Source organism: Leeuwenhoekiella sp. CH_XMU1409-2, from assembly GCF_037029365.1.
Lineage (GTDB): Bacteria > Bacteroidota > Bacteroidia > Flavobacteriales > Flavobacteriaceae > Leeuwenhoekiella > Leeuwenhoekiella blandensis.
Genome location: NZ_JAYMEI010000006.1, coordinates 84,606 through 104,791 on the forward strand (window position 1 = coordinate 84,606; position 20,186 = coordinate 104,791).

Below are 20,186 nucleotides of genomic sequence, written 5' to 3' on the forward strand. Positions count from 1 at the left end.
AACAAAAACTGTCATTTTTCTGTTGAATTTTGTTTCAATCCAAGCGTGTTTCTAACCGTTAAAAATCCTTAAATTTGTGGCTCCTTAGTAAAAGCACTATGATTCATTTTTTCGGTTCACAAGACACCAAAATTTACGCAGTTCAAGCTAAAGCTGAACTTTCAGAAGAAACTATAAACAAGCTCATCTGGCTTTTTGGCAACCAGCCTAAAATAGAAGCGTCTGCAATCGACGCTTTTTTTATTGGTCCGCGTGCGACGATGATCACACCCTGGAGTACCAATGCTGTTGAGATCACCCAAAATATGGGAATTGAAGGCATTATTAGAATTGAAGAATTTGTTGCCGGAAAGGCCGAATTTGATCCGATGCTTTCTCAGGAATACAGCAAGCTCGATCAGGAAGTTTATACCATCGACATCGAGCCCGAAGATATTAAGGCTATTGAAGATATTCAAGCCTATAATGAGCAGGAAGGTTTAGCCTTAAGCGAAGAAGAAGTCGCTTATCTGGAAAGTGTTGCAGAACGCATAGGCCGCCCGCTTACCGACTCTGAAGTGTTTGGTTTCAGTCAGGTGAATTCTGAGCATTGCCGCCATAAGATCTTCAACGGAACCTTTGTGATCGACGGGAAAACGATGCCCTCTTCCCTATTCAAGATGATTCGTAAAACTTCCGAAGAAAATCCTAACGAAATTGTTTCGGCTTACAAAGACAATGTGGCTTTTGTAAAGGGTCCTAAAGCGACACAGTTCGCTCCTGCAACCGCAGATAAACCTGATTTTTATACCGAAAAAGAATTTGACAGTGTGCTTTCGCTTAAAGCGGAAACCCACAACTTCCCTACCACCGTTGAGCCTTTTAACGGTGCTGCAACTGGTGCCGGTGGTGAAATACGCGACCGTCTGGCGGGTGGTCAAGGTTCGCTTCCGCTGGCAGGGACAGCTGTTTATATGACTGCCTATTCTCGCCTTAGGGAAGAACGTCCTTGGGAAGATGCAATGCCGGCGCGCAAATGGTTATACCAGACGCCCATTGATATTTTGATCAAAGCCTCAAATGGAGCTTCAGATTTTGGAAACAAATTTGGCCAACCACTTATCGCAGGTTCGGTACTTACTTTTGAGCACGATGAAGCCGGAAGAAAACTCGGTTTTGACAAAGTGATTATGCAAGCCGGTGGAATTGGCTACGGCAAGAAACAACAAGCCTTAAAAGAAAAACCGGAAACAGGAGATAAAATTGTAATTCTTGGTGGGGACAACTACCGTATTGGTATGGGCGGTGCAGCTGTATCTTCGGCAGATACGGGTGCATTTAGCTCAGGAATTGAGTTGAATGCAATCCAACGTTCTAATCCTGAAATGCAAAAACGTGCGGCCAACGCCATCCGCGGAATGGTAGAAAGCGATGAGAATACTATCGTTTCTATTCACGATCACGGTGCCGGTGGTCACTTAAACTGTCTTTCTGAATTGGTTGAAGAAACCGGCGGATTGATCGATCTTGATAAATTGCCAGTGGGTGATCCTACCCTTTCGGCTAAGGAAATAATCGGTAACGAATCGCAAGAACGTATGGGTCTCGTTATAGGTGCCGAACAAATTAAAACTTTAAAAACCATCGCAGATCGCGAGCGCTCACCAATGTATGAAGTGGGTGACGTTACCGGCGATCATCGTTTCACGTTCAAGTCTGCTACTACCGGTGCTGCACCAATGGATTTGGCGATGAACGATATGTTTGGCAGTTCGCCAAAAACGGTCATGGTTGATTCAAAAATTCACCGTATTTACAGCGATGTTTCGTATTCTTTAGAAAACTTCCACGAGTATTTAGAGAACGTATTACAACTTGAAGCGGTTGCTTGTAAAGACTGGTTGACCAATAAAGTTGACCGTTGTGTAGGTGGTCGTGTGGCAAAACAACAATGTGTTGGTTCGCTACAACTTCCGCTGAATAACGTAGGTGTGATGGCACTTGATTTTAAATCTTCAAACGGAATTGCTACTTCAATTGGGCATTCTCCCGTTAGCGGATTGATTGATCCCGTTGCCGGAAGTAAAAACAGTATCGCAGAAGCGCTTACCAACATTGTGTGGGCGCCGCTGGAAAAAGGTTTAAAATCGGTTTCACTTTCTGCAAACTGGATGTGGCCGTGTAATAATGCAGGTGAAGATGCGCGTTTGTATGAGGCGGTTGAAGCTGTTTCAGAATTTGCGATTGCTTTAGGAATCAATGTTCCTACCGGAAAAGATTCCTTATCAATGAAGCAAAAATATCCTGAAGGTGATGTGCTTGCGCCGGGAACAGTTATCATTTCTGCGGCAGGAAGCTGTGATGATATCAACCGCGTGGTTGAACCTGTTCTGGATGCTGAAGCAGGATCGATCTACTACCTCAATTTATCTCAAGACAACTTTAAATTGGGAGGTTCTTCGTTTGCCCAAATTCAGAATAAAGTGGGAATGGAAGCTCCAAGCATTAAAGACGATGCTGCTTTTGCTACCGCTTTCAATACCTTACAAAGCCTAATTAGACAAGATCTTGTTGCGGCCGGTCACGATGTGGCTTCGGGCGGATTGATCACGACACTTTTAGAATTGTGTTTTGCTGAAAATAAACTGGGAGCTTCAGTTGATTTTTCTTCATTTGCTGAACTAGATATCATAAAGATCTTATTTGCTGAAAATGCCGGTGTAGTCGTTCAGGCAACTGATGATGCTGCTTTTGAAGCCGCCTTGACTGATAATAACGTGGAATTCTTCAAAATTGGATCGACTAATACTTCAGACGAATTATTGATCAAGAAAGATTCAGTAGAAATTGGTTTGAATATTCCGTCATTACGCAGAAAATGGTTTGAAACTTCTTATTTATTAGATCAGAAACAAACGGCTAACGGTTTGGCAGAAGATCGTTACAACAATTTTGATCAGCAAGATTTGAAGTTTGAATTCCCGAAACAATTCACCGGAATCAAGCCAACAATTGATGCTTCTAAACCAAGACCAAAGGCTGCTATTTTACGTGAAAAGGGAAGTAACTCAGAACGCGAAATGGCCAATGCGATGTACCTCGCAGGTTTTGATGTCAAAGATGTGCATATGACCGATTTGATCACCGGTCGTGAAACGCTTGAAGATATTCAGTTTATTGGTGCTGTGGGTGGTTTCTCTAACTCAGATGTTTTAGGTTCTGCAAAAGGTTGGGCCGGAGCATTCTTATACAATGAGAAAGCCAACAAGGCATTAAAAGATTTCTTTACACGCCCTGATACGCTTTCGGTAGGGATCTGTAACGGTTGTCAGCTTTTTGTTGAATTAGACCTGATCAACCCGGAACACAACGAAAAGCCAAAAATGCTGCATAATGATTCGCACAAACACGAAAGTGGCTTCACCAGCGTGAAGATTCAGAAAAACGATTCGGTAATGCTTTCTACGTTAGAAGGTGCTACTCTTGGTGTTTGGATCTCTCACGGAGAAGGAAAATTTGAACTTCCGCTTAGCGAAAAAGAATACAACATTGTGGCTAAATATGGTTACAATGCTTACCCGGCGAATCCTAACGGAAGTAGCTATAACACCGCAATGATGACCGATAAAACCGGACGTCATTTGGTAACAATGCCGCACATTGAGCGCTCTATTTTTCAATGGAACTGGGCAAACTATCCAAAAGGTCGCAAAGATGAAGTAAGTCCGTGGATCGAAGCTTTTGAAAATGCCCGCAAGTGGATTGAGAAGCAGTAAACCCAACTAATTAAATGACAGGTCTGAGCCGTAAACATACTGGTATTCGCATATTTTGGGGGCTTATTGCGCTCTATATGCTCAATATCTGTGTAGACAGTCCAGACCTGTTTCCTAATCAACCAGAAAACCTCAATATTAACGATCAGGAGAGTGTTATTGAGTTGGTTGTAGAACAGGTTTTAGATCTTGGAAATGTCATTCCTGAGTATGATGATAATGATACTGAAGACCATACCTCTTCTAAAACTTCAGTCAATCTGGATCACTTTATCGTTGACGAATCAGCAATTGCATTTCAGCAAAATTTCAGTCTTTTAAAAAAACAAAATACGCTTTTTGCCTTAGCAAACTTCCGAAATTTATCATTGGAGGTTGACGCTCCCCCACCCAAATTTTAAGTTGTTTATACCGCATTGTTGAACACCTCAGTATCTGAGGTGCATCCTTACATTCAATACACTCATTAAACAAATTAAAATGAAACGATTACAATTAGTGCTGCTTTTGGCAGTGCTCACCCACTTTTCCTATGCTCAAGAAACAGAGCCCAAAGCTATTACAGACAGCTTATATATTGCTGAAGTTGAAGAAAGCAAAGAACCCTTAAAAATCTTACATGCTGAACCGCTTTATATCGACCTCATTCGAGATCTGGGCGCTCGCAAAGGAGAAAAAGAATGGAATATTGGTCTAGGCCTTACCGATAATGATCAATACGATGAATATCTTGCGCTTGTAGAATATGAATGGGCGCCCGCAGACCGATTGGGTTTAGAAGTAGAATTACCCTTCTCGTTGCATTATCCTGTAGGAGATAATGGCGATGCACCCGGAAACCGATTAAACAGTATCAAGATCGCTGGTCAATATACTTTTTGGGTTTCTGAAAAGTACAAAACCAGTATGGCGTTTGGGTACATTCAGGAATTTGAACTTACAAATTTTAGCAACTATGGTTCAGGAAAATTGTTTACCGGAAATATCTACAATCCGTTCTTCATTGCGGCTAAGCGATTGGGATCTAATTTTCATAGTTTGATCTATACAGGTCCTGCAATTGCGCATCACTTTAGTGACGGAGCCATTCACACCAGTTGGCAGATCAACAGCAACCTGCATTATATGATTCCCGGTACCCGTAATTTCATTGGTCTTGAATTTAATAAAGAATTCAATCAAGGTGATTTCGATATGACCATAAGACCACAATTGCGACTTGACGTTGCAGACAACCTTTTAATAGGTATTGTAACCGGCATTCCTATTAACCGCGAGACCGAACGCTTCAGTTCGTTTTTACGCTTAATTTACGAGCCGGGGAGTTAAAGAATTCTGTAATGTTCTATGATAAAAGCACAGACCTAAAAAATCTGTGCTTTTTTATTTTTACTAATACAACGTTGTAAATTTTTCTAAAATCGTAGAAAAAAGTCTACAAATTCGCTATTTTGCAGTAATCAAATACCTCAGAGGGCTACTTAAAGAGCAGAATCAAGAACTTGTATCGTATTTTTGTAAAGACCTCATTACCTAAAATCACACTTGTAAGAAAACCTATTTCATAACTATGGAAATTAAACGTCTTTTTGACTTCCCCTATCACCAGCTTGAGCAGTATAATTTGAAGGAAGCGCTGGTCACTAAATATGATGGTAAATGGGTAGCAACTACTACACAATCCTACCTCGATCAAGCCAATGCTATAAGTCGAGGCTTATTAAAATTAGGCGTCAAACCTAATGATAAAATCGCCGTGATCTCTTCGACTAATCGTACAGAATGGAACATCATGGATATCGGTATCCTGCAATTAGGTGCTCAAAATGTTCCCATATATCCAACGATTTCGGAAGAAGAATATGAGTATGTACTTAACCATAGTGAGTCTATTTATTGCTTTGTTTCTGACGAAGAAGTACTTACCAAGGTCAATGCAATAAAGGCAAATGTGCCCACACTTAAAGAGGTGTACAGTTTTGATGCTATCAACGGATGTAAGAGCTGGGAAGAGGTAAAAGAAGAAGACAAAACTCTTCAATCTGAAGTTGAAAAATTAAAAGACGCGGTTAAAGAAGACGATCTTGCAACCTTAATTTATACATCCGGAACCACCGGAAGACCTAAAGGCGTAATGTTGAGCCACAAAAATGTGGTGTCTAACGCAGTTAATAGTGCATCGCGTTTTCCTATTATTCTAGGACAGAGTAAAGCGTTGAGTTTCTTGCCGGTGTGTCATATCTATGAGCGTATGTTGATGTATCTCTATCAGTATACCGGAGTTTCTATTTATTTCGCTGAAAGCTTAGATACCATAAGTGAAAACTTAAAGGAGGTTCAGCCCGAAGTAATGACCGCTGTTCCACGTTTATTGGAAAAAGTATATGATAAGATCATTGCAAAAGGTGCAGACTTAACCGGGATTAAAAAGAAACTCTTTTTCTGGGCTGTAGAAACCGGATTAGAATATGAACCTTATGGTCAAAATGGCTGGTGGTATGAGAAAAAACTGGGAATTGCCCGTAAACTTATTTTCAGTAAATGGCAAGAAGCTTTAGGCGGAAATCTAAAAGTGATCGCTTCGGGTAGTGCTGCTTTGCAGCCGCGTCTCGCACGTGTATTCAATGCTGCAAATATTGGGGTGATGGAAGGCTACGGTCTTACCGAAACTTCACCGGTAATTTCAGTAAACGATATGCGTGATCACGGATTCAAAATAGGAACCGTGGGAAGGCCGATTCCGGAGACTGAAGTCAAAATCGCTGAAGATGGTGAGATTCTTATTAAAGGTCCGCAGGTAATGATCGGTTATTATAAAGACCAGGAAAAAACAGACGAAGTTTTAGAGAACGGTTATTTTCACACGGGAGATATCGGTGAGATCGATAGCGAAGGTTTCCTCAAGATTACCGACCGTAAAAAGGAAATGTTCAAGACCAGTGGCGGTAAATATGTAGCACCTCAAATCATCGAAAATATGATGAAGCAGTCTCGCTTTATCGAACACATAATGGTGGTAGGTGAAGGCGAAAAAATGCCGGCAGCTTTAATTCAGCCTAATTTTGAATTTGTAACCGAATGGGCAAAACTCAAAAATATTAATGTAGGCAGCACACCTCAAGAAATCGCTTCTAACGAGGAAGTGAAGAATCGTATTCAAGAGGATGTTGATCTTCACAACGAGAAGTTTGGTAAATGGGAACGTGTAAAGAGATTTGAGCTCACTCCAGACGAATGGAGCATAGAAGCCGGCCACCTCACCCCTACTATGAAACTCAAGCGACGTATCGTAAAAGAAAAGTATCTTGATCTTTACAACAAGATTTACGAGCATAAATAATCTATCAAACTCCTTAGAAATAAGGAGTTTTTTTATGAATATGTTCATCTTCTTACAGCTGAGATAATAATCTTATAAATTTTCCTTAATTTATTATGCGTGCATAGTAATATTTTTTAAATTTACGCAAACGTATGAGTAAAAAAGATATTACAATAGATCACGCTCTTAGAGCTACCTGGCAAGCCATCATTAAAATGTATAATGAGCAAGCTGCAAAATTAGACAGTACGATGGCTACAGGATTTGCTTTATTGAGCATAGACCCCGAAGAAGGAACGCCTTCTACAGCTTTGGGTCCTCGCATGGGTATGGAAGCTACAAGCCTTTCAAGAACCTTAAAATCGATGGAAGAACGCGGACTTATAGAACGCAAACCCAATCCGGCTGACGGACGCGGCGTGTTGATTTTCCTGACGGAATTTGGAAAGGAGAACAGAGACTTCAGTAAAGACCGTGTATTAAAATTTAACGAAGCGGTACGCGCTAACATTGATGCAGAAAAAGTAGATCACTTTTTTGAAGTGATTCACGTGATCAATGATCTAATACAGAATAAAAAGATTTATAACACTTCTGAAACTACTATAAAACAATGAGTAAAAGACGTATAAATAAAGTTGCAGTAATTGGCTCTGGTATTATGGGAAGCGGTATCGCTTGCCATTTTGCAAACATAGGAGTTGAAGTACTGTTGCTCGACATTGTTCCTCGCGAACTTAACGACAAAGAGAAAGCAAAAGGTTTAACACTTGATGACAAAGCGGTACGCAACAGGCTGGTAAACGATCACCTGCAAAATGCGTTAAAATCTAAGCCCTCTCCTATTTACCACAAAGATTTTGCAAAGCGCATCACTACCGGAAATATGGAAGATGATATCGCTAAAGTAAAAGACTATGACTGGATCATCGAAGTGGTGATCGAGCGTTTAGATATTAAAAAGCAGGTTTTTGAAAAACTTGATAAACACCGTACTCCGGGAACGCTGATCACCTCAAATACTTCGGGAATTCCGATCAAGTTTATGAGTGAAGGCCGAAGCGATGATTTTCAAAAACATTTCTGCGGAACGCATTTCTTCAATCCAGCGCGTTACTTAGATCTTTTTGAGATCATTCCGGGACCGAAAACCGACAAAGAAGTTTTAGCATTCTTGAATGCCTACGGCGAAAAATTCCTCGGAAAAACATCTGTTGTAGCAAAAGATACTCCGGCGTTCATCGGTAACCGCGTTGGTACGTATAGTATTATGAGTCTTTTCCACACTGTGGAAGAACTCGGGATGACCGTTGAAGAAGTTGATAAATTAACCGGACCGGTAATTGGGCGTCCAAAATCGGCTACTTTCCGTACTGTGGATGTTGTAGGACTTGACACCTTGGTTCACGTAGCAAATGGTATTCGTGAGAATGTAGAAAACGATGAGCGTGCCGAGTTGTTTTCGCTACCTAACTACATCAATACGATGCACGAGAATAAATGGTTAGGAAGCAAAACCGGACAAGGATTTTATAAGAAAATTAAAAAAGAGGACGGCTCTAGCGAGATTCTAACGCTAGACTTGAATTCTATGGAATATAGAGCCAACAAACGCGCATCTTTCAGTACACTTGAGATGACCAAGTCTATTGCTAATGTAGCTGATCGTTTTCCGGTTCTAGTAAAAGGAAAAGATAAAGCCGGAGAATTCTTCCGAAAAAATTTCGCAGGCTTATTCGCTTACGTGCAAAATCGTATTCCTGAGATCACCGATGAACTATACAAGATTGATGACGCGATGCGTGCCGGTTACGGCTGGGAGCACGGTCCGTTTCAAATTTGGGATGCCGTTGGAGTTGAGAAAGGAATCGAATTGATGAAAGCCGAAGGTTATGAAGTAGCCGGTTGGGTTTCAGAAATGATTTCTTCCGGTAAAAATTCGTTCTACACTGTAAAAGAAGGAAATACCTTCTACTACGATATCCCGAAGAAAGAATATGTGAAAAAACCAGGTCAGGATGGCTTTATCATTCTCGATAACATTCGAGAATCTAAAGAGGTGTTTAAAAACAGCGGCGTTGTCGTTGAAGACCTCGGCGATGGCATCCTAAATGTTGAATTTCGTTCTAAAATGAATTCTATTGGTGGTGATGTTTTGAGCGGTTTAAATCGAGCTATTGATATTGCTGAGAAAGATTTCGCCGGACTCGTTGTTGCCAACCAAGGAAAGAATTTCTCCGTTGGAGCAAATATCGGGATGATCTTTATGATGGCTGTGGAGCAGGAATATGATGAACTGAACGCCGCCGTAAAATACTTTCAGGATAGCTGTATGCGCTTGCGCTACTCTTCTATTCCTACCGTGGTTGCTCCACAAGCGATGACCTTAGGTGGTGGTTGCGAGATGACTTTGCACGCAGACCGCGTTGTGGCTGCTGCAGAAAGTTATATTGGTTTGGTAGAATTTGGTGTTGGGGTAATTCCCGGCGGTGGTGGTTCTAAAGAAATGACTTTAAGAGCTGCAGAAACCTATAAAAAAGATGACGTCGAGTTAAACCGACTACGGGAATATTTCCTAACGATTGGTATGGCAAAAGTTTCGACTTCTGCATATGAAGCCTATGACTTAGGGATTTTAAAACCGGGCAAAGATATTGTCGTGGTCAATAAAGATCGCCAGATCGCTGCAGCTAAAGAAGTAGCGAAGTTTATGGCAGATCAAGGCTACACCAAACCTATTGAACGTACCGACATTAAAGTCTTAGGTAAACAGGCTTTGGGTGCTTTCTTAGTAGGAACCGATCAAATGAACGCAGGTAAATACATAAGTGATCACGATCAAAAGATCGCTAATAAACTGGCTTATGTAATGGCTGGTGGTGATTTATCTGAAGCTTCTTATGTAAGTGAGCGTTACTTGCTAGATCTTGAACGCGAAGCTTTCTTAAGCCTTTGCGGGGAGCGTAAGACTCTAGAGCGTCTGGAGCATATGATCAAGAAAGGGAAACCTTTGAGAAATTAGACTAGAGACTTTAGATACAAGACCATAGACTAAAATAAATCCTATGCATAATTTTCAAGAACTTAAGATTTGGCAGAAAGCGATGGATATCGCAGAAAGTACCTATTTAATTTCGGCTGAATTTCCAAAGGAAGAAAAATTTGGTTTGACAAGTCAAATTAGAAGAAGTGCCGTAAGTATTCCTTCTAATATTGCCGAGGGAGCTGGAAGAAATACAGATGGAGAGTTTAAAAATTTCCTAGGAATTGCGAGTGGCTCTTCTAATGAACTGTATACACAGCTTATTTTGGCACAACGCTTAGGTCTTATATCTGAAGATGAACAACTTTCAAATATCTTAAAAGAATTGGAAGAGGTTCAAAAGATGAATTATACGCTAATAAAGAAATTTTCAAAATAGACTAAAGATTATCTCATATCTCAAGTCTAGAATCTAAAATCTAATAAATGAAAACAGCATATATCGTAAAAGCATACAGAACAGCCGTAGGGAAAGCACCGCGAGGTTTGTTCCGATTTAAGAGACCAGACGAACTCGCCGCAGAAACCATCGATTACATGATGAACGAGCTTCCTGATTTTGACAAGAAGCGCATTGATGACGTGATGGTAGGTAACGCGATGCCGGAAGCTGAGCAAGGCCTTAACGTAGGGCGATTGATCTCGTTGATGGGATTAAAGATCGAAGACGTACCGGGAGTGACGGTGAACCGTTATTGCGCTTCAGGAATAGAAACCATCGCTATGGCTTCGGCTAAAATTCAGGCAGGAATGGCTGATTGTATTATCGCCGGGGGTGCCGAAAGTATGAGTTACATCCCGATGGGTGGTTACAAACCGGTTCCTGATTATAAAGTGGCAAAAGCCGGAAATGAAGATTATTACTGGGGAATGGGTCTTACTGCAGAAGCGGTTGCCAATCAATTTAATGTTTCTCGTGAAGATCAGGATGAGTTTGCATACAACTCGCATCAGAAAGCCTTAAAAGCGCAGGAAGAAGATCGTTTTAAAGAGCAAATCGTTCCGATTGATGTTGAACACACTTTTGTAAATGGTGCCGGAAAGAAAGAAACTAAAACCTATACGGTTAGCAAAGACGAAGGTCCTCGTGCAGATACCAAGCTTGAAATTCTGGCGAAACTACGTCCTGTTTTCGCCGAAGGCGGAAGCGTAACCGCAGGTAACTCTTCACAAATGAGTGACGGTGCAGCATTCGTACTAGTGATGAGCGAAGAAATGGTTAAAGAATTAAAATTAGAGCCTATAGCTCGCCTGGTGAATTTCGCTGCCGTTGGTGTGGAACCACGCATTATGGGAATTGGTCCGGTTAAAGCCATTCCAAAGGCATTAAAACAAGCCGGATTACAGCAGAAAGATATCGACCTAATCGAATTGAATGAAGCATTCGCGTCGCAATCTTTAGCAGTGATCAGAGAGTTAGGTCTCAATCCGGATATCGTAAACGTCAACGGTGGTGCAATCGCTTTAGGTCACCCGCTAGGTTGTACGGGAGCTAAACTTTCCGTTCAGCTTTTTGATGAAATGCGCAAACGCGAAATGAAAAATAAATACGGCGTTGTGACGATGTGCGTTGGTACCGGTCAAGGTGCAGCCGGGATTTATGAGTTCCTCAATTAGACTTGAGACTCTAGACCAGAGATATCAGACATCTAAATAAAATTTAAAAACACACTTGAGACTAAGGTTTCTAAAATCTAAAATCTCAATACTTATATCTTAAAAAATGGCAGAAACAGCAGATAAAAAAGAAATTCTACGTGGCGGGCAATTCTTAGTGAAAGAAACCGCTTGTGAAGATGTTTTTACTCCCGAAGATTTTAATGAGGAGCAAAAAATGATGAAGGAAACGGTTAAAGAATTTGTTGACCGTGAGATCGTTCCTAACAAAGAACGTTTTGAACATAAAGACTATGCGCTTACCGAAGAAGTGATGCGTAAAGCGGGTGAACTCGGTCTTCTTGGTATCGCTGTTCCTGATGAATACGATGGTCTGGGAATGGGCTTTGTTTCAACAATGCTTGTTTGCGACTATATTTCCGGAGCTACGGGTTCTATCGCGACGGCCTTTGGTGCGCACACCGGTATTGGTACAATGCCAATCACCCTTTATGGTACCGAAGAGCAAAAGAAAAAATACGTTCCTAAATTGGCTACCGGAGAGTGGTTTGGCGCCTATTGCTTAACCGAGCCGGGAGCAGGTTCTGACGCCAACAGTGGTAAAACCAAAGCAGAACTTTCAGCAGACGGGAAAAGCTATAAGATCAACGGTCAGAAGATGTGGATCTCTAATGCCGGTTTCTGTAATCTGTTTATTGTTTTCGCCCGCATTGAAGATGATAAAAACATCACCGGTTTTATTGTTGAAAATGACCCTTCCAACGGAATTTCACTTGGTGAGGAAGAAAAGAAATTAGGTATTCACTCCTCTTCTACACGACAGGTATTTTTTAATGATACCGTGGTTCCTGTAGAAAATATGCTTGCAGGGCGTGGCGAAGGTTTTAAGATCGCGATGAATGCGCTTAACGTAGGTCGTATTAAGCTAGCTGCTGCCTGTCTTGACGCGCAACGCCGTATTATTGATATGGGCGTAAAATATGCAAATGAGCGTGTTCAGTTTAAAACACCTATCGCCAAATTTGGTGCTATTAAGTATAAATTGGCTGAAATGGCTACAAATGCTTACGTGTGCGAAAGTGCTTCCTACCGTGCAGCTAAAAATATTGAGGACCGAATCGCGATCAGAATGGCCGATGGTAACAGCCATCAGGAAGCCGAATTGAAAGGTGTTGAAGAATATGCGATCGAGTGTTCTATTCTTAAAGTTGCCGCTTCAGAAGATATGCAAAACTGTGCCGATGAAGGTATCCAGATCTATGGTGGTATGGGCTTCAGTGCCGATGCACCGATGGAAGCTGCCTGGAGAGATGCCCGTATTTCGCGTATTTATGAAGGTACCAATGAGATCAACCGTATGCTTGCGGTGGGAATGCTCGTTAAAAAAGCGATGAAAGGTCACGTAGATTTGTTGAATCCGGCGATGGCAGTTGCCGATGAGTTGACCGGAATCCCTTCTTTTGATACTCCAGATTATTCCGAAGTACTTTCTGAAGAAAAAGCGATGATCGCTAAACTGAAAAAGGTATTCTTGATGGTAGCTGGTAGCGCCATTCAGAAATACGGACCAGAATTGGAAGAGCATCAGCAATTGTTGATGGCGGCTTCAGATATCTTGATTGAGATCTATATGGCAGAAAGTGCCATCTTACGTACCGAAAAGAACGTAAAACGCTTTGGCGAAGACACTCAGAAAGAGCAAATCGCAATGGCACAATTGTATCTGTATCACGCTGTAGATACCATTAACCAAAAAGCAAAAGAAGGCATTGTGTCTTTTGCTGAAGGTGATGAGCAGCGTATGATGCTTATGGGTCTTAAGCGTTTCACCAAATATCAAAGTCAGCCTAATGTGGTTGCTTTGCGCAACACCATCGCTGAAAAAGTAACGGAAGAGAATACCTATCCGTTTTAAAATTTTGCCCTAATAGTTACATTTTGATTTGAATTCAGCCCCAAAGCTTTGCTTTGGGGTTTGTTTTTTTTAGATTGACGAGAATGAGATAAACAATGGCTCAAATCTTGATTACCTTGGTTGTGATGTAAGAAACATTGTATCTTTAAAACTTCAACTTAGTTTATGCAAAAAATAGGATTTATACTGCTTGCCTTTGTGATGAGCCTTTCACTTCAAGCACAAGAAAACACAGAGATTTTTCTTTTTGAGATCAAAACAACTCCCACCACTGTTGACATTGTAAATGGTAAAAACATTTCTCAAAATGCAGGTTATGATAATCAGCCTTCATTTTATGATGGGAACACTTTACTCTACAGCCGTACCCAAGACAGTCTCACTGCTATTGGTATTTACGACATAACTACTTCTAGAAATTCGATTTTCACTAACGAACCGAATAGCGGTTATTTCTCTCCGCAGCGCATTCCAAATTCTGAAACAATCGTTGCGGTACGTCAAGATCCTGAGGGACGTCAGCGCTTGGCGCAATATAACTTTAAGACTAAAGCCTTCAAAAAACTCTTAGACAGCAGTCAGGTTGGTTATTTTTCATTTTACGATGAGCACACGTTTATTGCTTCGGTTTTACAGCCAAATCAAATGGATCTCTTCCTTATAAATTCAGAAAAAGGAACTTCTGAGAACATCATTACAAATTCCGGTAGGTCGTTACAAAAAGTCCCCAATAGCAACTCGATGAGTTATACGGTAGAAAATGAAACCCAAAATATGGACCTGTATACGCTAGATTTTTCGGGTGACGAACCTACAAGCTATTTTGTATGTGAGATGCCCATAGGTCGCCAAGATTATACGTGGCTCGATGAAAACCGAATTCTCGTAGGTAGCGGCGATAGTCTTTTTGTCTATGATCTATTTGGAGAACCGGCCTGGACGTTTGCCACGAGTTTAAACAGCTATGGTCTTAAAAATATCACCAGAATGACTGTGAGTCCTGACGGAAAATACCTCGCAGTAGCGGCAGAACCTGTAGAAAACTAAATTCAATAGGTGCCTAAGCAAACCCAAATTATTATTCTCATTGTTCTCGCTCAATTTCTGGGAACAACGCTGTGGTTTGTAGGCAATATTGTGGTTCCGCAACTTCCTGTTACCCGGTTGGGTAATCCTGATCTTCTGGGAGATTTACTTGCCGCAGTGCAAATTGGGTTCATCTTAGGAACACTTGTCTTTGCGATACTCGCGATTGCCGACCGCTTCTCGCCTTCTAAAGTTTTTGCGGTAAGTGCCATTTTGGGAGCGATTACCAATCTGGCGTTACTCTTACCTCAGGCAGAAAGCGGCACTTTATTGATTTCGCGATTAAGCACCGGATTTTTCTTGGCCGGAATTTACCCCGTTGGAATGAAAATCGCAGCAGACTATTTTGAAAAAGGTTTAGGTAAAGTTTTGGGATTTTTGGTTGGCGCCTTGGTCCTAGGTACAGCACTCCCCCACTTTTTGAACAGTTTTGAAGTTTCAGTAGATTATAAGATTATCACATTGGTCACTTCGGGCTTAGCTGCTGTTGGCGGACTATTAATCGGCTTTTTGGTTGCTGATGGTCCGTATCGAAAAGCACAGCAAAAACTTTCGATAAACGCCATTCCCTTTATTTTTCAGACTAAAAAATTCAGAAGGGCGGCTTTTGGATATTGGGGACATATGTGGGAGTTATACGCTTTTTGGGGATTTCTACCTGTTTTTATAAACTATTATCAAGCAGAACATCAAGTCTATCTCAACACTTCGCTTTGGTCCTTTTTTGCCATTGCGATCGGTGCAATTTCCTGTGCCTATGGTGGCGTTTTGACTCAAAAAATAAGCAGTAAAAAGGTAGCCTTTTACGCGCTCCTGATCTCAGGAATTTGCTGTTTGGTTTCTGTTTTTAGTTTTGAATTTCCACCGGCGATTTTTAGTTTCTTTCTTTTACTATGGGGCGCTGCCGTGGTTGCTGATAGTCCGCAATTTTCAACATTGGTCGCGCGTAACGCACCACCCGAATACCGCGGGACCGCACTGACGCTCGTTAATTGCATAGGATTTGCGATTACCGTAATTAGCATTCAACTACTCAAGCATTGGGTTATTCATTTTGAGATCGATTATCTCTTTTTGATTTTAAGTCTGGGCCCTATCTTTGGAATTTTGAGTTTGTACCGGTCTAGACTATGAGAATTCTTTCCTGCTGTTTCTTTCTGATTTTTATAGCGTGTGGCAAAAATGACGGCCCGCCGCCATTATTTCAAAAGTCAGCAACTGCTTTTACTCCGGTTCAAAAAGCGATCATCGCTCCTAAGGTCGACGGTAAAGCTCACGATCCCGCATGGCAATCTCTAGAATGGAAACAAATGGATCATATTTGGAGCGGAAAAGCTTCGGAAAATTCATCAATTCAATATAAACTCACGTGGACACCTGATGCTCTGTATGTGTTGCTTCGGTTAGAACATATTGCACTTCAGTCTAATTTTGGCAATCCAATGGAGAACTTCAACAGCGAAGATCACCTGAGTGTTTATGTTGATGAAGACAACAGCGGCGGAAGCTACGAAGATTCTTATAATGCTTTTGCATATCAAATTTCGCCAACGAACATTTCAGTATTTCTAGATCAGAATAAAAAACCGAGAACTGCTCATCACGCTGTTTATTCCATTTTAAAAAATTATGGGACTACCGCATATTGGGAATTGAGAATAACCAATTTTGATTCGGCATATCAGCCCAGCAAACCTAATGAAGCTGTATCTTTAAAACCCGGAAAATTTATGGGCTTGGCGCTCGCTTTTGAACACGTTGATGCCAAAGCAACCAACACAATTCTTGGTTCTGTTGCGATTCCTGAAGATTATGAGGGACGTATAAACCTGGATGCCGGACTTTTTGAAACCCTAAAATTGATTCAATAATTATGGAAAATAGAATAGCACTTAATGACAACTTAAGCTTATCACGCATCGTTCACGGATACTGGCGTTTGCGCGATTGGGATTTGAGCGATGAGCAACTTTTAAAGCTCATTGAGCAAGTTCTGGAATTGGGAATCACCTCTTTTGATCACGCAGATATCTACGGAAATCACACCTGTGAAGCCTATTTTGGCCGTGCATTAGCGCTGAAACCGGAGCTGCGCGAAAAGATGGAATTGATAAGCAAGTGCGGAATCAAAATGGCTACCGATTACAATCCGGAGCTTGACATTAAAATCTATGATTACAGCACCGAATACATTATAAAACAAGCCGAAACTTCGCTTAAAAACTTAGGTACAGATCGTCTTGATCTTTTATTGCTTCACCGCCCTGCTCCTTTTTTCAATCCGGAAGAAGTTGCTAAGGCTTTTGATCAGCTTAAAAGTAGCGGTAAAGTGCTCAACTTTGGCGTATCAAATTTTAGTCCAGCACAATTTGATACCCTGCAAAGTTATCTTGATATGCCTTTAGCCACCAATCAGGTTGAGATTTCTGTCAGTTGTTTAGCGCATTTTGAGAATGAGAATACCGAATATTTCTTAAAACATAAGATCAAACCGATGGCGTGGTCGCCACTTGCGGGCGGAGCTATTTTCGACCCAAAAACGGAAAAAGATCAGCGTTTAACTGCCGTATTAAAAAATATCGCTGCTGAATTGAATACAGATATAGATCAGGTGATGTATGCGTGGCTTTTAAAGCATCCTACAGGCATTATGCCTATTGTGGGATCACAACATATCAATCGAATTAAAAGTGCTGTTGATGCCCTTAAAATCGAGTTAAGTCTGGAGCAATGGTATAAAATCTATATCGCTTCTAAAGGTGAAGATTTGCCTTAGTTTTTTACTTCATAATCAACATCCTTATAGCCTATTCTCCCGTCTGTAGCAATGATCTCGATACGAATGGTTTTGGTTCCTGAGATTTCATTATTTTGAACGTTTAAACTAATCACCTCTTTGTCTTTCAGCTTCAAATCAGGATTCCAATAAAGACTTACACTGTTATCTCCGGGACCTAAGGCAGACTCTTCACGCTGATATTTTGGAATATAAAATTCTTTAGTTGATGCAAATACAGGAATTGAGGTTTTCAAAATTCCCTTCGACTTCGTGGCGGTATATAGCCCGTTACCACTATACGTATATATGGCCAAAATGCAACCCTGAATTGGGGTCGACCGCGTATCTTTAAACGGATACACCCTTCGATAGAGCGGCATAAAATTTTTAGTGATTCCATCAAGAATTTCAACGCTTTTCACCTCACTGGGCGGTAGATTAGGCAAAAACTGGTAGGCATCATCCAAAACCGGAATTCCGTCGACGAGCACTATTGTTTCCATACCACCGGTTACCACTGCCTTTTGATAGCGAACACCGGTGCTGTCTTGATACATTTGAAAACTGATTTTATCACCAAAAGACTGCAAGAGCACTCCATACAAACCACGGTTGTATTCATTTTCTTTACTTTCAAGCTCCCGGCCATCTATAACAACATCGGGTTTACCGTAGGTGTCCATTACTTTTTGACGTTGCGGCGTAAGTTCATAATTGCTGATCACCACTTCGTCTAACTGGTTGACTTCAGGATCATAATCAAAAAAAGAATCAGACGCCCCCTCACTTTCTGATTGCTGAAAAACCTTAGATTGTAAATTATTTTGTTTGAAGAAAGCTTGAGTTCGATCGTATCGTATTTTAGGTTTGTCTGACTCGGCTAGACTCAACGTATAATTTCGGTTTTTACCAGCATCATTTTTGGTTTGTAACACCGCCCTTACCCGTCTGCCTTCCATTGGAGGCAAAAGAAAATTAAACCTTCCCAGACTGTCAGTCTTTTGAGTGTAAAAACTTTGCTCTTCACCAAAAACCATTAAGCTGACATCAACACCTTCTTTCATTTTATCTTTATTAAAAAGGGCTGCGACCGCTCCCTCAACACCCAGTGCAAATTCAGGAAAAACGTTCATCTGTTCTTCATCTATAGGTGTATTAAACGCGTAACCTCGCCAACCCTGAGTCAATAGCAAATTATCAAGCTCATCTGGTTTAACAAGATCGGTGTCTTCAAAATAAAACGAAGGTTTTTCAATAGTTCCACTTAATTCTGAACTGAGCATAAAATAGTTCCAAATGTTTTGATCATTGCCTAATTCTTTCGGAATTACAACTACCGACGCACTGGCTAGTTGTGCTATTCCAGATGCAGAAAATTCAAGGTTTGCTTCTTCACCCGTTTTATAAGAGCTCTTAGCCATCTTAAAGTCGATTGGAAGCGCTTCTATTTCCAGATTATTAAAAAACAAACGTTCGGCTAAGGGATTCTTATTTTGGTCTTTAAGACTAAAAACAATAATTCCAGCAGGTAGCGATTCTTTTGAAAACATTAAAGTCTGCTTTCCGGCCTTTAGCTTTCTAGCTATTTCACCTAATATCAATCCCCTGCTGCTTACTTCTACATACACTGAATCATTTACAAATTGAGTTGAATTGATGAGCACGGCTAGATTATTTCCGACCTCATTGACCGAAAGTGTACTCCCCTTCTCTACCACATCTGTAAACGAATAACTAAGCTTGAGATCCTCGTGAGGCTCTTTCAGTTCAACTCTGTAGCTTGCTTCAGGTTTTGGAAAGATATAGATGCGCCCCATACCCAGTTTATTACTTTTAAATGAGGTAATGACATTATTTGCCTCGTCGTACACAGTCCCTGTAACTGCCACGCCTTTTCCTTTCTCGTTAATCGCCTTAAATCCTATTAGGTTATTGATCCCGGCGATTAAGCTACCTCCTTCTGGTAAAAACTGAATGTCAATAGCCGGCTGTGACAAAGGAATGCTTTCGCTCCATTCTTTTCCTGATTCGGTTATTAACTTCATATGCACCCAAGCTGTACCTTCAGGAAAATCTTGTTCCAATAGAAAATACCCGGAGCTGTTTTTACGAATGACCTGCTTCTTTACTCGGTCGTCATAAGCCAGTTCTAAATCAAATTTAGAACTGGTGGTACTATCAATAAGCTCAGGCTTGAACAGGAATCTCGTGGTGTCCTGATCATCTGCATCTATTTTTTGAACTACATCATTCAGCGCTTTGTCTTCTGTTATGCTGAGGTAACTTTTAAAAATAAAGTCAGACTTAAAATTCTTATTCCACTGCGTGTAAGCTCTCAATTGATAGGTACCCGGACTGTAGAAATTTTGAATATCAAAATAATTGTTTGCAATTCCGGTTTCTAAATCCAACAGTTTTTCACCTACAACGGTCTCAAAAGGGTCTATCAACTCTACGTGCAAAACGCCACTTAACGCTGAAGGAACATTATCTTTTGCCTGTGCGACAATCGCCTTAAACCATATAGTTTCACCCAAAGTATAATTACTTCGGTCTGTTTGTAGGTATACTTTTTCGGCCAGAGCCTCTTTAGTTGCGATGTCGTTCTGTGCTTTAAGCGCAGAACTTATTAGCATGAACATAAAAGCACAAAGACCCGATTTTAGCTT

Annotated in this window: 14 protein-coding genes; 13 read left to right on the top strand and 1 reads right to left on the bottom strand. The window is 41.0% G+C overall.

From position 1 onward, the window contains the following. The first annotated feature begins 98 nt into the window (after positions 1–98). The 13 genes from purL to WA338_RS08355 all read left to right on the top strand — a co-directional run bounded on the left by purL (position 99) and on the right by WA338_RS08355 (position 17,514). The gene (purL, locus tag WA338_RS08295) at positions 99–3,755 is read left to right on the top strand and encodes a phosphoribosylformylglycinamidine synthase (protein WP_336092961.1); all 3,657 of its coding nucleotides are present in this window, start codon (positions 99–101) and stop codon (positions 3,753–3,755) included. A gap of 14 nt (positions 3,756–3,769) precedes the next feature. Beyond that, positions 3,770–4,156, top strand: coding sequence for a hypothetical protein (locus WA338_RS08300; protein WP_273016217.1), 387 nt, complete (start codon positions 3,770–3,772; stop codon positions 4,154–4,156). Positions 4,157–4,235: 79 nt separating this feature from the next. Next, the gene (locus WA338_RS08305) at positions 4,236–5,084 is read left to right on the top strand and encodes an HAEPLYID family protein (protein ID WP_273016215.1); all 849 of its coding nucleotides are present in this window, start codon (positions 4,236–4,238) and stop codon (positions 5,082–5,084) included. Positions 5,085–5,325: 241 nt separating this feature from the next. After that, positions 5,326–7,095, top strand: coding sequence for an AMP-dependent synthetase/ligase (locus WA338_RS08310; RefSeq protein ID WP_273016213.1), 1,770 nt, complete (start codon positions 5,326–5,328; stop codon positions 7,093–7,095). Positions 7,096–7,229: 134 nt separating this feature from the next. Beyond that, positions 7,230–7,694 carry a MarR family winged helix-turn-helix transcriptional regulator gene (locus WA338_RS08315; protein WP_009779949.1) on the top strand — a complete coding sequence of 155 codons (465 nt, stop codon included), beginning with the start codon at positions 7,230–7,232 and terminating at the stop codon, positions 7,692–7,694. Continuing rightward, positions 7,691–10,099, top strand: coding sequence for a 3-hydroxyacyl-CoA dehydrogenase/enoyl-CoA hydratase family protein (locus WA338_RS08320; protein ID WP_272985278.1), 2,409 nt, complete (start codon positions 7,691–7,693; stop codon positions 10,097–10,099). The genes WA338_RS08315 and WA338_RS08320 overlap by 4 nt, the downstream gene beginning before the upstream one ends. A gap of 43 nt (positions 10,100–10,142) precedes the next feature. Then, entirely contained in the window at positions 10,143–10,499 is a 357-nt protein-coding gene (locus tag WA338_RS08325) for a four helix bundle protein (RefSeq protein WP_009779947.1), read from the top strand. 47 nt (positions 10,500–10,546) lie between these two features. After that, the gene (locus WA338_RS08330; RefSeq protein WP_009779946.1) at positions 10,547–11,737 is read left to right on the top strand and encodes an acetyl-CoA C-acyltransferase; all 1,191 of its coding nucleotides are present in this window, start codon (positions 10,547–10,549) and stop codon (positions 11,735–11,737) included. Between the two features lie 106 nt (positions 11,738–11,843). After that, positions 11,844–13,652 carry an acyl-CoA dehydrogenase family protein gene (locus tag WA338_RS08335; protein WP_272985281.1) on the top strand — a complete coding sequence of 603 codons (1,809 nt, stop codon included), beginning with the start codon at positions 11,844–11,846 and terminating at the stop codon, positions 13,650–13,652. Between the two features lie 165 nt (positions 13,653–13,817). Then, positions 13,818–14,699 carry a hypothetical protein gene (locus tag WA338_RS08340; RefSeq protein WP_336092968.1) on the top strand — a complete coding sequence of 294 codons (882 nt, stop codon included), beginning with the start codon at positions 13,818–13,820 and terminating at the stop codon, positions 14,697–14,699. 9 nt (positions 14,700–14,708) lie between these two features. Further along, on the top strand, positions 14,709–15,872 hold the full coding sequence (locus WA338_RS08345; protein ID WP_336092970.1) for an MFS transporter: 1,164 nt from the start codon (positions 14,709–14,711) through the stop codon (positions 15,870–15,872). Continuing rightward, a complete protein-coding gene (locus tag WA338_RS08350) occupies positions 15,869–16,609 on the top strand; it encodes a sugar-binding protein (protein WP_336092972.1) in 741 nt (246 codons plus the stop codon). Before WA338_RS08345 ends, WA338_RS08350 begins: the two co-directional genes overlap by 4 nt. Before the next feature lie 2 nt (positions 16,610–16,611). Then, the gene (locus WA338_RS08355; RefSeq protein WP_272985287.1) at positions 16,612–17,514 is read left to right on the top strand and encodes an aldo/keto reductase; all 903 of its coding nucleotides are present in this window, start codon (positions 16,612–16,614) and stop codon (positions 17,512–17,514) included. On the opposite strand, the gene WA338_RS08360 is transcribed toward WA338_RS08355, so the two are convergent. Further along, positions 17,511–20,153 (bottom strand): hypothetical protein, encoded by a 2,643-nt coding sequence (locus WA338_RS08360; protein ID WP_336092975.1) that lies wholly within the window; start codon positions 20,151–20,153, stop codon positions 17,511–17,513. The genes WA338_RS08355 and WA338_RS08360 overlap by 4 nt on opposite strands. Positions 20,154–20,186: the final 33 nt, after the last annotated feature.

What these genes read in the sequence shown, in the direction of transcription:
- WA338_RS08330 (WP_009779946.1), top strand. Translation starts at nt 10,547, where the DNA reads ATGAAAACAGCATATATCGTAAAAGCATACAGAACAGCCGTAGGGAAA.
- WA338_RS08340 (WP_336092968.1), top strand. Translation starts at nt 13,818, where the DNA reads ATGCAAAAAATAGGATTTATACTGCTTGCCTTTGTGATGAGCCTTTCA.
- purL (WP_336092961.1), top strand. Translation starts at nt 99, where the DNA reads ATGATTCATTTTTTCGGTTCACAAGACACCAAAATTTACGCAGTTCAA.
- WA338_RS08350 (WP_336092972.1), top strand. Translation starts at nt 15,869, where the DNA reads ATGAGAATTCTTTCCTGCTGTTTCTTTCTGATTTTTATAGCGTGTGGC.
- WA338_RS08325 (WP_009779947.1), top strand. Translation starts at nt 10,143, where the DNA reads ATGCATAATTTTCAAGAACTTAAGATTTGGCAGAAAGCGATGGATATC.
- WA338_RS08320 (WP_272985278.1), top strand. Translation starts at nt 7,691, where the DNA reads ATGAGTAAAAGACGTATAAATAAAGTTGCAGTAATTGGCTCTGGTATT.
- WA338_RS08310 (WP_273016213.1), top strand. Translation starts at nt 5,326, where the DNA reads ATGGAAATTAAACGTCTTTTTGACTTCCCCTATCACCAGCTTGAGCAG.
- WA338_RS08335 (WP_272985281.1), top strand. Translation starts at nt 11,844, where the DNA reads ATGGCAGAAACAGCAGATAAAAAAGAAATTCTACGTGGCGGGCAATTC.
- WA338_RS08355 (WP_272985287.1), top strand. Translation starts at nt 16,612, where the DNA reads ATGGAAAATAGAATAGCACTTAATGACAACTTAAGCTTATCACGCATC.
- WA338_RS08315 (WP_009779949.1), top strand. Translation starts at nt 7,230, where the DNA reads ATGAGTAAAAAAGATATTACAATAGATCACGCTCTTAGAGCTACCTGG.
- WA338_RS08300 (WP_273016217.1), top strand. Translation starts at nt 3,770, where the DNA reads ATGACAGGTCTGAGCCGTAAACATACTGGTATTCGCATATTTTGGGGG.
- WA338_RS08305 (WP_273016215.1), top strand. Translation starts at nt 4,236, where the DNA reads ATGAAACGATTACAATTAGTGCTGCTTTTGGCAGTGCTCACCCACTTT.
- WA338_RS08360 (WP_336092975.1), bottom strand. Translation starts at nt 20,153, where the DNA reads ATGCTAATAAGTTCTGCGCTTAAAGCACAGAACGACATCGCAACTAAA.